14 protein-coding genes are annotated in these 16,943 nt (G+C 35.9%); 3 read left to right on the top strand and 11 right to left on the bottom strand.

Annotated features, from left to right (window positions below; genetic code table 11):
* Window positions 1-45 precede the first annotated feature (45 nt).
* From NST46_RS09720 to NST46_RS09700, 5 genes are all read right to left on the bottom strand, one after another.
* Window positions 46-1,641: a glutathione ABC transporter substrate-binding protein gene (locus NST46_RS09720; protein WP_303448340.1), complete on the bottom strand. Its 1,596-nt coding sequence runs from the start codon at window positions 1,639-1,641 to the stop codon at window positions 46-48.
* A gap of 26 nt (window positions 1,642-1,667) precedes the next feature.
* Complete coding sequence (locus tag NST46_RS09715) at window positions 1,668-3,455, bottom strand: S9 family peptidase (RefSeq protein ID WP_341137123.1); 1,788 nt, start codon at window positions 3,453-3,455, stop codon at window positions 1,668-1,670.
* Between the two features lie 268 nt (window positions 3,456-3,723).
* Window positions 3,724-4,686: an ornithine carbamoyltransferase gene (gene argF, locus NST46_RS09710; protein ID WP_303448338.1), complete on the bottom strand. Its 963-nt coding sequence runs from the start codon at window positions 4,684-4,686 to the stop codon at window positions 3,724-3,726.
* Window positions 4,687-4,920: 234 nt separating this feature from the next.
* Entirely contained in the window at window positions 4,921-6,111 is a 1,191-nt protein-coding gene (locus tag NST46_RS09705) for a class I SAM-dependent rRNA methyltransferase (RefSeq protein WP_303448337.1), read from the bottom strand.
* A gap of 72 nt (window positions 6,112-6,183) precedes the next feature.
* On the bottom strand, window positions 6,184-6,456 hold the full coding sequence (locus NST46_RS09700; RefSeq protein ID WP_379601565.1) for a DUF3219 family protein: 273 nt from the start codon (window positions 6,454-6,456) through the stop codon (window positions 6,184-6,186).
* 129 nt (window positions 6,457-6,585) lie between these two features.
* On the opposite strand from NST46_RS09700, the gene NST46_RS09695 reads away from it, so the two are divergent.
* Window positions 6,586-7,947 (top strand): FAD-dependent oxidoreductase, encoded by a 1,362-nt coding sequence (locus NST46_RS09695; RefSeq protein ID WP_341137122.1) that lies wholly within the window; start codon window positions 6,586-6,588, stop codon window positions 7,945-7,947.
* A 307-nt stretch (window positions 7,948-8,254) separates the two neighbouring features.
* On the opposite strand, the gene NST46_RS09690 is transcribed toward NST46_RS09695, so the two are convergent.
* Entirely contained in the window at window positions 8,255-8,965 is a 711-nt protein-coding gene (locus NST46_RS09690; protein WP_341137121.1) for a dihydropteridine reductase, read from the bottom strand.
* A 280-nt stretch (window positions 8,966-9,245) separates the two neighbouring features.
* Here NST46_RS09690 and NST46_RS09685 point away from each other — a divergent pair, with 280 nt between their 5' ends.
* The gene (locus tag NST46_RS09685; protein WP_341137120.1) at window positions 9,246-10,508 is read left to right on the top strand and encodes an ATP-binding protein; all 1,263 of its coding nucleotides are present in this window, start codon (window positions 9,246-9,248) and stop codon (window positions 10,506-10,508) included.
* 57 nt (window positions 10,509-10,565) lie between these two features.
* Here NST46_RS09685 and NST46_RS09680 read toward each other — a convergent pair whose 3' ends face one another.
* Complete coding sequence (locus tag NST46_RS09680; protein WP_095312363.1) at window positions 10,566-11,192, bottom strand: LysE family translocator; 627 nt, start codon at window positions 11,190-11,192, stop codon at window positions 10,566-10,568.
* A gap of 700 nt (window positions 11,193-11,892) precedes the next feature.
* Here NST46_RS09680 and NST46_RS09675 point away from each other — a divergent pair.
* The gene (locus NST46_RS09675; RefSeq protein ID WP_095312361.1) at window positions 11,893-12,849 is read left to right on the top strand and encodes a sigma-70 family RNA polymerase sigma factor; all 957 of its coding nucleotides are present in this window, start codon (window positions 11,893-11,895) and stop codon (window positions 12,847-12,849) included.
* A gap of 139 nt (window positions 12,850-12,988) precedes the next feature.
* Here NST46_RS09675 and NST46_RS09670 read toward each other — a convergent pair whose 3' ends face one another.
* Genes NST46_RS09670 through NST46_RS09655 form a run of 4 tightly spaced genes read right to left on the bottom strand, consistent with a single transcriptional unit; the run spans window position 12,989 to window position 16,940 of the window.
* Window positions 12,989-13,948: a Gfo/Idh/MocA family protein gene (locus tag NST46_RS09670; protein ID WP_341137118.1), complete on the bottom strand. Its 960-nt coding sequence runs from the start codon at window positions 13,946-13,948 to the stop codon at window positions 12,989-12,991.
* Window positions 13,941-15,737 carry a CRTAC1 family protein gene (locus tag NST46_RS09665; protein WP_341137117.1) on the bottom strand — a complete coding sequence of 599 codons (1,797 nt, stop codon included), beginning with the start codon at window positions 15,735-15,737 and terminating at the stop codon, window positions 13,941-13,943. The genes NST46_RS09670 and NST46_RS09665 overlap by 8 nt, the downstream gene beginning before the upstream one ends.
* Window positions 15,730-16,698 carry a DUF1702 family protein gene (locus NST46_RS09660; protein ID WP_095312353.1) on the bottom strand — a complete coding sequence of 323 codons (969 nt, stop codon included), beginning with the start codon at window positions 16,696-16,698 and terminating at the stop codon, window positions 15,730-15,732. The genes NST46_RS09665 and NST46_RS09660 overlap by 8 nt, the downstream gene beginning before the upstream one ends.
* Complete coding sequence (locus NST46_RS09655) at window positions 16,695-16,940, bottom strand: acyl carrier protein (RefSeq protein ID WP_095312347.1); 246 nt, start codon at window positions 16,938-16,940, stop codon at window positions 16,695-16,697. Before NST46_RS09655 ends, NST46_RS09660 begins: the two co-directional genes overlap by 4 nt.
* Window positions 16,941-16,943: the final 3 nt, after the last annotated feature.

The following is a 16,943-nucleotide window of genomic DNA, read 5'->3' as shown; positions in this document are numbered from 1 at the left end:
ATAAAAAAAGAGAGCTGATGGAATTCTCCATCAGCCCCTAAAATTCTATTCTTCAATATATACATCTTTAAGAAGCAGGAATTTTGTAGGTAGCATCGATAATCCTTTCACTTCTTCACGCAACCCTGATAAATAATCCTTATGCATCAAATAATTCATGGGAGCCAACTCCACGAGCAACTCTTGTGCTTGTTTATATAATTCTATACGCTCAGCTTCATCCGCCGTTTGGCGTGCTTCTTCTAAAATAGAATCTAACTCTCCATGATCAAGGAAGGTTCTATTTCCTGGTGGTCCCATATTCTCAGAATGGAATAATGGATATAATCCGTTATCCGCATCGGCTGTTCCATTTGACCATCCTAAAATGAACATATCATGCTCACCTTCACCAATTTTCTCTAAATATGCACCCCATTCGAAGATTTCAATCTCTACCTCAATCCCAATTTCCGAAAGCTGAGACTGGATGTTGGTTGCAATATCCAGACGCTCTCGTGTCTCATTGGTCCAGATGGAAGTGGAGAAACCATCCTCGTAACCAGCTTCAGCCAATAGCTTCTTTGCTTCTTCTTGATTATAAGCAATTCCTTCTAAATTTTCATCATAACCAAATACATTTGGCGCAAGTGGCCCTGCAGCAGGTATTGCATAGCCATTCGCAATACCATCTACTATCTGTTCTTTATTTATAGCCATCGTAATTGCTTGTCGAACACGCTCATCATCAAATGGCTCTTTTTGTGTATTAAAACCAAGATAATCTAAGGAAACACTTCCTTGTTGCAGCATCGCTAACCCTTCTGTTGATTCAATTTGTGCTACATCAGAAGAACTTAATTGATTAGTGACATGTGAATCTCCTGTATTTAGTTCTGCAATACGAGTAAGGTCTTCTGGAACAACCTTAAATGTGACCGAGTCTAGCAATGCTGCTCCATCCCAATAATCTTCATTTTTAACTAAGCGGATATATTGACCAGGACTCCACTCATCAAATTTAAAATAGCCTGTACCAATTGGTTTTTCATTAATAACACTTCCTGGATCTGCTCCTTCTTCCATTGCAGCATAATCTGCCTCAATTTGTTCCAAAGAGATCATCGCTCCAGCTGAATGTGCTAAATGTGCTGGCAGACCTGAAAACGGATATGCTGTCTTTATTTGTATCGTATAATCATCAATAACAACTACCTCATCGATCATATCGAGCAAATAGGCTGTAGGAGCTGCCACATCTTCATCAATAATACGCTCAACATTTGCCTTTACTACCTCTGCATTAAACGTGGTTCCATCATGAAATGTTACTCCCTCTTGAAGCTTAAATTCCCAAGTTGTATCATCCACTGCTTCCCAGCTTGTTGCAAGGCTTGGCTGTAGTCCCATATTCTCATCGTGCTTAATTAACTTCTCAAAAATATTAAATTGGATATCGAACGATGGAACATCATTTGCTCCAGCTGGATCTAACGAGATTGCATCCGAAACAGTGGCAATTACTAACTCTCCACCATGTTGTTTCCCATCATTTTCTGTCCCCCCTGCTTCATCTGGTTCACTAGCACAACCAGCAAGAACGATACTAATAAATGCTATAGCAATGAATGTGTACAGCCAATTTCTCGATATTCTTTTCATAATTGTTCCCCCAGTATAATTGACGTCTATTGCAAATGCTTTTTCATAAACGCAACGATTTTCGTATTCATTTCAATTTGGTTTTTTATATTTTCTGTTTGATGTCCTTCATCTTCAAAAACAATAAGTTCCACTTCTTTTCCTTGGTTCTCTAAATCCCGATTCAATTGCTCTGCTTCACTAACAGGTACTCTCGTGTCATTTCTGCCATGGAAGATAAGTAATGGAGCTATAATTTTATCTGTATGATTTAATGGAGCAATCTCTTCAAAAAAATCCACATCTTCTTTTAATGAACCATACTCTTTCTCCCTTAATCGCCTGCGCCATGGTCCTGTATTTTCAAGAAACGTCTTAAAATGTGAGATACCAACAATATCTACGGCCGCTGCCCACAATTCAGGGTAGTGTGTAATTGCAGCTAGTACCATAAAACCTCCATAGCTACGTCCCATAATGCCAATTTTTTTAGGATCAGCACCACGCCTGACGAGGTCTTCTACAAGCCACTTTAAATCAGCTACAGCATCCATGCGTTTACGGACATCGTCCAATTGTACGTATTTCCGTCCATAGCCCATGCTGCCACGTACATTCGGTGCAACTACTGCATAGCCTTGTGCTGCTAAAAATTGTATAACAGGATTATATTCGTTTCTAATCTGGCTCTCTGGACCCCCATGTACATATATCATGACAGGCTGTGCGTAGTCTTTCTTACCATAAAGAAAATAAGGCACTTCAAGTCCATCAAAAGAGGAATAATGACATAGCTCCGGCTCTGTCCATAGGTGATGAATATCTTTATTTTCTCCAACAAAAGTAAGCCTCTTCGTTTTTTGCTCCTTCAAGTCTGCGGACCATAAATCACCCGGAAGAATCGCACTCTTTATTTCGATGACAAGCTCTTCAGTGTCCAGCCATGATAAAGAGCTATAAACGCCAGACGGCAGTCCTGACGCTTCAAACATCGATTTATGTTTAATATGATAAAATCGAAGTCTTGATGTTCCTCCTTCATTTACCGTATAAGCAAGTAATTTTTCATCAGGAGATAGTTTTATTTCTTCAATATCCCATTTTTCAATTTGTGACAGTTGTTCTAATTCAGTAGGATTATCGAATGTAAAGGAATGAATAGCTAATGTATCACGACCTGCATCTGTTACAAGATAGCCTTTTTTTCCATCCTTTGTTAGCTGTATCGAATGATATCTTGCACTTATATTTTCCTTACCAATCTTCGTCAGTTCTTTTTTTTCTAAATCAAATATATATAGGGAGTTATCTATGTTGGTATCCGCTATGTTTAAAATTAATCCTTTCCCATCATTCGTCCAACAAATCGGATTGCAGTTTCCATTATATAGATACACTACTTCTTCCTTCTTTGTTGCAATGTCCAAAATATACACATCAAAATAACCTGGATGTCTGCGATTACTAGAGAAGGCAATTTTTGTTTCGTCAGGCGACCAGCCACCAAAGTGATGAAAATGTTCCTTTGAAACGACAAGGTCTTCAACTGTTGTTCCTTCGCAGATTAAGTAAAGTTGCTGTTTCTCATTCCCATTTATATCTGAACCGATTATCGTTTTCATCCCAGATGGAGAATGATTTACACTAAGCGCTCTGTCTGGCAGCTCGATAAATTGTTGAACCTCGGATGCTTGATCGTCCCATTTCCAAACCTGTGGTAATCCAGTTTTATTAGTTAGAAATGTAATTGCTTGCTGACCTGGAATGACAGATGGCTCATAAGCCCGGTATGACTTTAAATAAGAAAGTAATGTTTTCTCAGATGTTGCCTCCATTTTCAAATTCCTCCTCTTTTATTTTTCGGACATTTCTTACAAATACTGATTATAACAAAAGAGTATATAGTATTTATTTTCAGAAATCAATGGAGAAAATTGTATATTTATCGTGTTTCATGAGGGTTTAATGTGCGGAAACGATGGTTTTCAATCTTTTCCTTAATTATGGTTGTTCTTTGCTCACTATCGAATTTAAGGTAAATACGGTCCAAAATCCAAAACCAAAAAGGACCATCGCCTTCTTGGCGATAGCCCTCTTTAATAATTAGCTCATCAATGCTGTCATCAATGCTTTTTGTGCATGAAGTCGATTTTCGGCCTGTTGAAAAACAACAGAATGTGCTCCATCAATTACTTCTGCAGTTACCTCTTCACCTCGGTGTGCAGGCAAACAATGCATAAATGTAACATCTGCTTTTGCCTTGGCTAACAAAGCAGCATCTACACGGTATGCGTCAAAATCCTTTTCTCTTTTCGCTTGTTCTGCCTCCTGCCCCATACTTGCCCATACGTCTGTATAAATAACATCTGCATGTTGAACAGCTAAAGCAGGGTCCACCTCAATGCTAATTTTTGCATTGTGTTCAGCTGCTATTTCCTGTGCTTTTGCGGTTACATCTGGATCAGGCAAATAATCAGCAGGAGCAGCAATCACTAGCTCCATCCCCATTTTGGCAGCTCCATGCATAAGGGAATGCGCCATATTATTTCCGTCTCCAATATAAACTACCTTTTTCCCCTCCAGCGTTCCCTTTACTTCTTTAATCGTTTGCAAGTCTGCAAGCACTTGGCAAGGATGATACAAATCTGTCAATCCATTAATAACAGGGATACTAGCAAATGCGGCAAGCTCCTCTACCACCGCTTGAGAGAATGTCCGAATCATAATTCCATCCAAATAGCCAGACAGTACTTGTGCCGTGTCAGCAATTGTCTCACCTCTGCCAATTTGTATATCTTTTGAATTTAAGAAAATTCCCATACCACCTAATTGGTAAATACCCGCTTCGAAGGATACACGCGTTCTTGTAGACGACTTTTCAAAAATCATCCCTAATGTTTTTCCTTTTAGTGGTTCAAATGAAATGCCTTCCTGCTTCTGCTTTTTAATATAATCCGCTAGTTCTAATAAATAATTAATCTCATCCGTTGTATAATGAGCAAGTGTTAAAAAATCCCGTCCCTTTAGCTCCTGTTTTATCAAATCCGCTTCTTTAACCATTGTCATGATAAAACTCACATCCTCTTGTAATTTGTATATGAATTATTATGCATTATTTAGAATAAATATACAAGTGTTTTGATAACTTTTTATATTTTTACTTACAGATTATTATTCCAGCTTACTATCGTCAGGACGAGCAGGAACCAACTAATTTCGAGCATTGCCCACCCTTTACCAAGCAACACCCATCCGAAACATCAAACACCCGCTTTGCATCAAATCAAAGCGGGTGTTTTGCTAACCTAACTTCTGTACGATGATAACCTTCAAGTAATCCCCCTGATTAAAATTACGGTTTACTTGAAAATCAGCCGGCAAGGAGAATTCTTCAAGAATTTTATATTTCATTCCATTGAATCCTTTATCAATAAACGCTTTGAACTTCTTCATTCCAAATGATGCATTATTTGTAGATGCTACAATAATGCCATTCTTTTCGGTAATCGCTAATGTATCCTGAATCAAGCCCGGATAATCCTTCGCTGTGCTAAACGTATGCTTTTTTGACCGGGCAAAGCTCGGCGGATCAAGGACAACGAAATCAAATTTCAATTCTTTTCGTTTCGCGTATTTGAAATAATCGAACACATCCATCACGATAATATCCTGCTGTTCATAATCAATCCCATTTACAGCAAATTGCTCAATTGTTTTACTTTTACTACGCCCTGCAAGGTCTACACTGGTCGTCTTTGCAGCACCTCCAAGTGCAGCTGCTACGGAAAAAGCGCCTGTATAAGAAAATGTATTTAAAACATTTTTTCCTTTCGCATAATGATCACGAATTGCTTTTCGAACATCACGTTGGTCAAGAAAAATCCCTACCATTGCACCATCATTCAAATGAACCGCATAACTTATGCCATTCTCTTTAACGATAATTGGAAACTCTCCCTGTTCTCCCTTTACAAAGTCATCGTCATCAAGATATTGTCCTTTTCTGTCAAAGCGCTTTTTTTCATATATCGCTTTATATCCTCCAAGTTCATCAAGCACGCGAATAACTTTGTCTTTAAAGGTGTAAATTCCTTTACTATACCAGCTGATTACATAATACCCATCAAAATAGTCAATCGTTAATCCACCAATACCGTCACCTTCACCATTGAAAACACGAAATGCGTTTGTATTTTCGTCGTTATAGTATGACTGTCTTTTATTGATTGCAGCTAGCATTTTATTCTTAAAGAAGACAGTGTCCACCTTTTCATTTTCATTAAAAGATAGCACCCATCCCAGTCCTTTATTTTGCTTGCCATAGTAACCCTTTGCAAGAAATTGTCCATGCTGGTCCACTAAATGAACTATTGTACCTTCCTCAGACAAAGCTCCTGGATTTATAATTGCTTCTTTCGAAATTAAAGGAAATTTATTTTTATAGTATTTAGTAAAATCCGGTTTCACTCTTAATTCAACAATAGTAGCCATATTTTCATCCTATTCCATTTTTGCTCATTATCGCATGTGACCTGTGATTAGCGCAAGCTGTCGTAATAAAAGTTATTGTTTCTCCACTAATTCAAGATGAAAGTCTCCAACGGCATTCGCTTCATACAAATTTGTAATGGAAGTAGCGTAATTATGGATAGTAGCTTGTAATTCAAGATTTTCCTCAGGAATCTGCAAGGTAAAGTCATTCTTATAAAGCAATGTTGTTATATCATGATATTCCTCACTCGACACTTTAAAAGCAAAGCTCACTTTTCGATTTCCTTTTGGTAATGTTTCCATTTGAAATTCCAATCCATCAATTTCATATCCATTTATAATCACTTTTCGTTTCAATCACATCACTCCCTTTTATAAAAAGTTTACCAATTTTATCTCCGATTGTTTACTAAAGTAACTTATTCGTTTAATTTCTGACCTTTAAGGTAATAGTTTAATGAAAGGATGATTTAAATGGAACATTTTGATGCAATTATTATCGGCTTTGGAAAAGGTGGTAAAACGTTGGCAGGTTCACTTGCTAAGGTCGGAAAGCGAGTTGCTATGATAGAGCAATCAGCTAAACAATATGGTGGCACATGTATTAACATTGCCTGTATCCCAACAAAATCGCTTGCTTTCCAATCCGAACAGCAAGCTAATTCCAGCGAGTCCAAGGAAGCCTATTACAAGGAATCGATTCAAGAAAAAGATCAGTTAACTACTGCTTTAAGAGAGAATAATTTTAAGATGCTTAATGATCAGGAAACCGTTACGGTTTATACTGCAAAAGCTACGTTTATTGACGATAAAAAGATCCAACTTAGCTCGGAAACTGAATCCCTTGAGCTAAGTGCAGATAAGTTCTTCATAAATACCGGTTCATCTCCAATCATTCCGCCGATTGATGGAATCGATGAAACGGAGTATGTTTATACTTCTACAACGCTCCAAGATCGCGATGAGCTGCCCGAAAAGCTAACTATCATTGGCGGTGGGTATATTGGTTTGGAATTCGCTTCGATGTATGCAAACTTTGGCTCAGAGGTTACAGTAATTGACAGCTCTGAGGAATTCTTGCCAAACGATGATCGTGACATTGCAAGTGAAGTACAAAAGATATTTGAAGGAAAAGGAATTAAGCTACAATTAGCAAGCAGGGTACAATCCGTTAAGAATATAGATGGTGGTGTTGCGGTTACCTACCAGAAAGAGGATAAGACTGAGAAATTGACTAGCTCTGCCCTATTAGTTGCAACAGGCAGAAAGCCAAACACGGAAGGTTTAGGACTGGCAAACACTTCCATTCAGCAAGATGATAAGGGAGCAATTGTTGTAGATGATTACTTGAAGACAGATGCCGATCACATTTGGGCATTAGGGGATGTCAATGGTGGCCCACAGTTTACTTATATTTCATTAGATGATTTCCGTATCGTTCGTGATCAATTATTTGGTGATGGCAATTACTCGAAAAAGGAACGAAAAAATATACCATATTCCGTTTTTATCGAACCTGTCCTATCCCATGTTGGTCTCAATGAAAAGACAGCTAAAGAAGAAGGTATTGACTATAAAGTAGCATCGATTCCAGCAGCAGGGGTTCCTTATGCTCGTATTATCAAGCAAACAGACGGACTTTTGAAAGCTCTTATTGACCCGGACACAGATGATATTTTAGGATGTACGTTATTTTGCGCAGGTTCACATGAATTAATCAATACCGTGCGAATTGCAATGGAAGCTAAATTACCATATACACGATTAAAAGATAATATTTTCACACATCCATCCATGAGTGAGGCATTGAATAACCTATTTTCGAGTTTTGATTAATTGTAAATAGGAGGGCTTTTAGAGCCCTTTTTATTTTGCAAAAAATAAAGATATGGGAAGGAGTTTTTGAAAAGGCAGCAAAGATTTCTAGCAAAATATACGATTTTTTATTGTAGCACTAAAATTAAAAACATCTTGCAAACCACATTGTTAAATTTAAAGAATCCGTTTTGAAAGGATTGACCAAAACGGATCCACAATTCCATAAAAAATTTGCTCATTTTCTATCTCTGCTGTTCCACAGTCGTGCCCCTTTAATGGAACATTTATTCAGTATTTGCCTAGAAGATAGTTTGTCTCGATTAAATTACAAATCAAATGATAAAAAATCAGGCAGCTGTCGTTCATGCTTGTCGAGCATAATCTGCTCTGGATTGATACCCTGCTCACGCAATACTTCAATGTTCTGTATGAGGAACTCGTCGCTTCCGACAACATAGAAAAGTCCATCTTTGTCTGCAGCAAGATTTTTCACTTCTTCATAGTAGTCTTTACGATTATCGACAAACTGTGATGTGAACTTCTTATCAGGAGCGGTTTCAAAAATAATAGTGAATAAGAATTTTTTTGAAGAATCGATGTTCAGCGAATGAATTTGATTGACGTTGTCAGCACGTTCGAAATAATCAAGCACAAGCGGTCTGAAAGTTGCCAGACCAACACCCGATGACAGTAGATAAACATTTTTGTCTTCTCTTTTAAGTGGTACATTGGAATGTGTTTTAAATATTGCAACTTCATTTCCGACCTCAAGATTGCTTAAAATCGTTTTAAACTCAGAACATTTCTCTCTGATGCGTGTTGTAATACCGATTGAATCTTCGTGCGGTAAAGTGGAGATTGACATGTGACGAATCAGACTGCGGTTTGGTTTATCTCCCGCATTAAATCCTTCCAGTGCAAAGTGGGTATGGGAACCTTCTTCCCATGTAAAGTCTTCCGGACAGTCGAGCAGGTACGTTTTAACCTCAGGCGTTTCTTCAATAATCTTATTTATTTTAGTCCAGTATATTTGCATTATCTATTCTCCTTACTTAGATTATATGGTTCATTACTATCTACTATACAACAATTGATAACTATTCTCAATTAAACAGATTGATTTCGCAGCAGAAAAGCAGTCGATTCCTAATTCATAATCTGCATGACTTTATTTTAAATTCACATTTATTTCTAACTAGATGGCAATAATTTCATTACAGCATCACGGCTATATGGTATGATAATTGTGATAACTCTCGGAATTATTTTCATTGAAATATATATAAACTTAGGCAGAAGGCGAGTGGAAATCTATATTGAAAAAGAATCCATCATTAATTAAATTCAGTGATACAGATAGTGTGACAATTCCCCATTACTATGACTATGCAGTAGCAATCGATAAAGTAAAAGAGCTATTTATTGAAAAACTTGGATTTGACTTAAAGCTTTATGAATCCGAAGAAGGACTTGAAATCGACGACACAATGGAGCAAATTCTTTCTCGAAATGAAGCTGATATTGAAATTTTAGCAAGTGTCTACGATGCTGTTGGTACATCAGCCATTACATATAACGATACGGAAAAATATGTGATTAAAGCCTCTCTAACAAATAATATTTTTTACTTTCCAAACTATGAGGTTGCTATCGTAAAGATACCAATCTATCAAAGTCATATGGAATATGAAAGGGAATTTACCTTTGCAAGGAACGACGAAGCTTTACTAAGCTTCCTTAACTTCATTACTGAAAAACAAAGGGAATTTATGCTAGACGGTATTAATGTACTCACCGATACAGAGGATGGCTTAGAACGATCACGAGAACAAATTACTTATCAAATTAAACGAGAAGATATACTTTTAGAGGAAGATGTAAAAACAGATATTTACCGTTCCATCGATGAATTTTTCTTGAAGAGTGGAGCATTTTTTAAAGCATATAATATTCCTTACAAACGTGGAATTCTATTATATGGTTCTCCTGGAAATGGAAAAACAACGCTCGTCAAATCCATTGCAGGCAGTGTTGCCGCTCCAGTTGTTTATTGGCAAATCACAGAATATACATCCAGCTACTCGATTAAGGAAGTTTTCTCTACTGTTACAAAAATGGCACCCATGATTCTTATCATTGAAGATATCGATTCCATGCCTGAAGAAGTTCGTTCTGTATTCTTGAACACATTAGACGGTGCAACATCTAAGGAAGGTATCTTCTTAATCGGGACAACTAATTACCCTGAAAAAATTGACCCTGCCTTGATTAATCGAGCTGGCCGCTTTGATCGTGCTTATGAGATCAAACAGCCTGATGAAGCATTACGAAATGAGTATCTGCATAAAAAAGGGCTAATACAATTTTTAGATGCAGCTGCACTTGCTCAATTAGCGAAGCAAACAAAAGGACTGTCCATTGCCCAGCTTAATGAGCTCTATATGTCAGTTGCTCTCCAATGGCATTATGAACATCAGGTAGATATCGAGAAAATTGTCAAAGACTTACAAGAGAATCAGCGAAGAACGATAAGACAAGACTGGGAAACCGAAGAATATGCAGGGCGGTTAGGGTTTTAAAGTCGCAATAAAAAAATCTTGCCTCATTTATTTTTGAAGCAAGATTTTTTAAATTCCCTATAAAAATTGATGAATAAATTCGTAACCAAAATATAAACTGAAGCCAAATAGTATACATGCAGCAATAATGGAAACACCCTTTAGAATCGTTTGATTCAGAAATCTTCTCGAATAATGAATAATACTCATTAATCCAATATCATGGACGAGTATACCAAGCAGGATTCCTGCTGCGACAACTACAAAATGCGTTCCTGCTCCATCACTTAAAGAAGATACAAGCAACGGTCCAAATATTCCAATCCAAAAAACAATATTAGCTGGTGAAATCGCCATGAAAAATCCAGATGTATATGCCTTTGCAATGGATTTTTTCGGAGCTGCCCCACTGAAATCTACTGGTTTTTTTGAGTCTTTTAAACTCTCAATCCCGATGGCTAATAAAAACACAAAGCCCATAAACCACATTACAGACTCCACGATTGGATACGTTAAAAATTGGGAAAAACCAAAATAAATAAGAGTGATTAATGTTAAATCGATGGTCATCCCACCTAAACCTACAAACCAACCGCTTAAAAATCCATTCCTCAATGCTTGTTGAACCATTTGAACTGTCATCGCTCCAGGTGTTAAAGAAAGTGCTAGTCCTAATAGAAAATAAGTTAGAAATGCTGTAATCATACGCTGCTCCATTCTTCATTTAATATTTGAATGGAATTATTATAGCGCTAAATGTATTTTTACACAACAAAATGAATTGTTATGCAACGCAAAGTGAAAGCTTCTTGTTAGCGACGTATGTACTGAGCCATGGAATATAAAGGAAGCAAGGAAATAATTCAAAAATAAAGCAACTTTTTGATGCATTTTTAGCCAAAATATACTTTCGAGAAGTTAAAATAAGAATTCGGAGAAAATACTACTGGAATTGTACGAGGCTTCTAAAAAGAAACAGAAAAAATTATTATAGAGTTATTAACCAAGTTAAACCTATTCTCTAACAAAACCAGGAAAGTAAAACATCTTTTTGGCGGAACGCTAAGAAGGATAGGTTTCTGCAATGCTTAAATAAATGAGCCGAAAATAATGATTTTGGACTAGCCAACCTCTGGATTAGATTTGAAATAACAATTACGTATAAGGTTAATTCTAAGTAGATTATAGGAATAATTATTTGTTCACATATACTAGAGGATTCAGCATACGTACAGATAAAATAATAGCTTTTATTTTTCATATCTCTTTCTCTAAGGATTATTATTAGATACTTTTGGTATTCGATTTAATTATACAGCGAAGAATAATTTTATTTTGAAAATTACTAGTATTTTGCACCCTGTTCCTTTTATACTTAATATAATTAAAATTAGGAGGGATCTATATGAAGGAACAAGATAAAGTGCAAACTATAGTAGAACATACAAGAACTTTACATAATGATTTTAATGAGATACTTAAACCTTATCGAATAGATTTATGGAGGTACTGCAAATATCTTACCAGGTCTGCTTGGGACGGTGAAGATCTCTTTCAAGATACATTGATAAAAGCATTTGCCTCATTAAGTCAACGTTGGAGTACTATCAATCCAAAAGCCTTTTTATTTAGAATTGCAACCAACACCTGGATTGATAATACCAGAAAAAGCAAAGTATTCCTTGAAGACCTTTTTGATTACCAAGGAATAGTTTCTGATGAAAAAGAAGAATCCAAATTCCTTATTAGAGAAGCTTTGGAAATATTAATACAACACCTCCCACCAAATCAAGTAGCTATTTTTCTATTGATGGACGTATTTAACTTTAAAGCTACTGAAGTAGCAGGCATGATAAATATTTCTGAGAATGGCATCTATTCATCCATCCATAGATCAAGGAAAAAATTAAAAGAAATAAAAAAGTTAGAAGACAAGGGGGAGTCTCAGCCACGCAATGTTGAAAACATAGATCCCATCATAGATAAATACTTAAATGCATTTAATGATGGGAATGTGGAAGGTATATTAAATCTAATGAGTAGTCAAATTTTCAATGATGCTTCCCCTGGTTTCCAAGAATATAATAAAGACGAAGTGAAGAATGGGTCATTGCGTTTTGGTCTCCCAGGTCACTACGGAAAGAGAATTTGGTTATGGGGAAAAGAAGTTAATATTGTTTTGGCACGTAAAGATAAAGGATACGAGCTCCATGATATTAACTACCAGGAAATATATGAGGATAAAATTGTAGTGCACAAGAGTTATTTCTTTTGCAGAGAATTGCTAACAGAAGCAAGCAAGGTGTTAAATATTCCTATACAATTAGATAAACCTCCTTTGGACTGGTATGAAATCGAGTAGAAGGGAAAATTAAATAACCTTCAGATCCTAGTCCCATGCCTGGCACACATTTAAAAAGGATGCCAAAGCGGCATCCTTTTTTGTAACATTATCTTTATTGTTTAATAAGTATATTAATTAGCGAGGTAAATACTATCGATTAACTTAAAATAACTTTTAACGAATTTTTTACATGTTTAGAATCAATGGATAAACTCTCTGTACCCTTTACACATTCGACAAAATGGTCAATAATCCCTGAATTTGGCTTTCCGTCTTTCCTTAGAATTGGTTGAATTCGTTCAATCTTAGTTTCGCCATTAAACCTATGAATACTAACCTCATGAAGTTCCTCTCCAAAAACAATAGTTCCTTTTGTACCATACAAGACGGTTCTATGATCTTGAAGTGGATTATTCCAGCTAACATTAATTGATCCAACAATTCCTGACCTTGTACGTAAAGAAATAGATGCTCGGCTATCATGTGCCTTGTTTTTTGCCACAAACCATTCACTAAAAGTTTGATTTATTAACCACTGTATTAGGTCTAGCTTATGGATTGCTAAATCCCCAAGTGCTCCAAATGAGGAAAGTTTTTTATTAAAAAACCAACTATTCTCTTTATCGACACTCCAAAATTGTGGACCTGGATGTTGATAGTTTGAAGTGAATTGAATAATGTTTCCTATAGCTTTGTTATCTATTAATTCTTTTACCTGTCTGTGTACCGGATCGAATCGTTGGTTATGACCAGGCATCAAAACAAGGTTATGCTTTCTTGCAGTCTTATATAGTTTCTTAAGATCTTTGAGATTGGTTGCCATAGGCTTTTCTACAAGTACATGTTTGTTATGGTTAAGTGCTTCTAATGCATACTTTGAATGAAGTGCATTAGGAGTACAAATCGATATTAACTCTATATCGGACGACTGCAATATCTCACTTTGTTTATTGGTAGCAAACGAAATGTTATGGGTTTGAGCAATTTTCTTTACCCTTTGGAGATTAACGTCACAAATTGCAACTAGTTCTACATCATTTCTTTGAAGGTATTCAGGAATATGTCTTACTTGTGCAATCTTTCCTGAGCCAATAATTCCTGCTTTTAATTTATTCATTATCTACTTCGCTACCTTTAAAAGCAGTTCCCTTTTGCAATATTTCATAGTTGTTATTTCCTTCGGTAATAGAAATAATTTGATTTGCATTAATATCTTCAAAGACTTGTTCCTCTCCACTCGGCCATTGTATTTCTAATTTATCTAGTACCGTACTTTTTTCTAAACCTAAATGGACTCGAGGGTCACTTTGTGCACCAAAACTATTTCCCCCGTCTTTTTCGATTACGGTCTCCACACCATTATTAGTAAACGTAAGTCTGGTACCAACAGCTTCCCTATTACTGGGAAAGACACCATTTAGATCAATTTTAATCCAGTTATTTTGATTAGTTTGTTTATTGCTATAAACTTTTAAAGGAGCACCTTGATTGGCAAATATCAGATCAAGAGTACCATTGTTATCTAAATCAGCTACCGCTACCCCACGACCATCATAAACAAAGTCAATACCGACATCTTGTGCTACATTGGTAAACTTTCCATTCTGATATAAAAATAAAGCCTTTGGTTCATAACCGGACATGCTCTTCTCTCCAATTGCAGGCCAATTTTTCGCATCTTGAACGACATCACCAGGAGTAGTAGCTAATGTCCCCATCTCAAACCAATAATCCTCATCTTTCTTACCAGATATAAATCCATTTGTAACAACTAAGCTCATGTTTCCTGAATTATTAACATCAAAGAACCTTGCTCCCCAAGACCATCCTGCTTGTTTAACGCCTAGATCTTCTGCCTTTTCAACAAATTTACCACTTTCATCCATATGCCAGAGTTGGTTTCCTTCTAGTAGGTACTTCTCCTTACTTATATTACTTACATAATTTGCTAGATTCCCATCGTGGAATACATCTCCAAAATCGACATTCATCCCTTTAAAGGTATCGTCTCCAATCCCTCTCTTTTGAACTATTTTTTGAAACCCTTTCCCTTCTTGGTTTAAATATAGGGAATCGGGGCCGAAATCATTTGCGTTATAGATATCTGGCCAACCATCCTTGTTTAAATCAGCTGATCCTGCTGCTAATGTCCAACCTGGATCTTCTACCCCCATTTCCTTTGTAACATCGGAGAATGTACCGTCACCATTATTTTTATATAAGATATTTTCTCCACCATTTCTTGCTTTTTCAAAATCATTATGAAATATTTTGGTTGATTTAAGGTCCCATAGGTTTGTTTCATCTCGAAAATAATTTCCTATATATAAATCAAGAAACCCGTCTCGATTATAATCCAGTGCAATTGCCTTTACCGCGTATCCTTCGGGATTTACACCAGCTTCTGCTGATACATTTTCGAAAGTACCGTCCCCGTTATTTTTAAATAACTGGCTTTTTCCCCATGCCCCAACAAATAAATCTTGATATCCATCATTGTTGTAGTCAAACCATAATGCTGTTTCCGAGATACCCTCTTCATTCACAAGCCCAATACCTGAATCTTTAGTTACATCAGTAAAAGTACCGTCCCCATTATTTTTATAAAGATAATTACTTGTTCCTTTTTTGGAGTTGACTAAATAGACATCAACATAGCCATCATTATTATAATCATTTAAAAACACACCCGCCCCAGTGGATGATAACCAGGGCATTACATTATCAACTTTATTATCAAACTGTGGCTTTTTATGCGTAAATTCAATACCTGTTTTTTCCGTAACGTCCTTATATTCAAAACCATAGTCTTTTACTTCTTCTGTAACTTCCTCGTTACAAGCTGTTAGAATAACTAAGACTATACTAATAAGGATAATTAATAAGGTTTCTTTCCTTTTAAACATATACATTCTCCTTTATTTTTTGTCTTACCCCATCTACCCAATGCATGTAAAAATTATGGTTGTTACAAGTTTTATCCAAATTATTTTTCACACTATAAACATAGTCAATTAACTGGTTAACTTTATGTTTTAAACTCTCAGGAATATTGTCTATATTAGACCTCCATAAGTATGGGTCTTGGAGCCTTCTAGCTTCTAGACCATAAGCAAAGCCTTGTAAGAATGAAATAAAATCCTCTTGATTTTTATGTTTTAGATAATCAATTATCTTAAAACCTAGTAATAAATCATCAAATTTACTGTACGCTACTGCTAATCCAACTCCACTCAAGATATCATTCCGGTATGGGAATGTTTCTCCTAATTCTTCTAGTTTTTTTAGCGTAGTGTCCCAATTAAATCTACTTATAAACCATAAAGACCTGCCAAAACCTTGATAACAAACTCTTTTTTGATTCTCGGTAAATTTTTCTATTAAATTAATACTTTCTTTGGAATAGAAGTATTGGAATAGTCCGATCTTAAAACCAACACCATCGAACATAATAAGGGAATATTTATGATTTAAACTTTGTCCAAAATCAGCATACTTTTTAGATTTATAACGATAAATAAAGTGTAATAACCAACCTAACCCTACATAATATTGATATATAGAATTAGGAGAGAGTTGATTTACTTTTGATTCAAAAGACGATGCTTTATTCTTTCTAAAAAAAGACTTGATAGCAAATCCAATTCCGGTACCTTCATAAGAAAAACCTCTATAAAACTGTGAGTTTGTTTTTTCTAGGAGTTTATTTAGGAGTATTGGCGAAGGTATTACTAATGGTGCAAAGGCTCCTATGAAAAAACTCCTTAGAATATTTTTAAATCTATTTATAAAGAAGGAGTCATTGTGTTGTTTAAAATAATGGGAGTAAAAAAACAACATCCTCTTGGGGAGAAGGTTATATTTCAATCGATGAAACCTCCTTGTTCAACAAATAAAAAAACGTCCTCCACCTTTCTTAAATTCATCAGTTCTTCTTCTTGTATAAATACCTCAAATTCTCTCTCAATCCGAACAGCTAATTCTAAAGCCATAAGTGAATCCATACCGATTTCCTCAAAGGTGCTCTCATCTTTAATATCATCCTTTTGAATATCAGCTATTTCAGCAATAAGTGATAAAATATGGTCCTTCTTCTCTTGGTTAATCATAAT

Source organism: Oceanobacillus sp. FSL W7-1309 (genome assembly GCF_038002145.1).
GTDB lineage: Bacteria > Bacillota > Bacilli > Bacillales > Amphibacillaceae > Oceanobacillus > Oceanobacillus profundus.
This window is presented reverse-complemented; position numbering and strand designations above follow the sequence as displayed.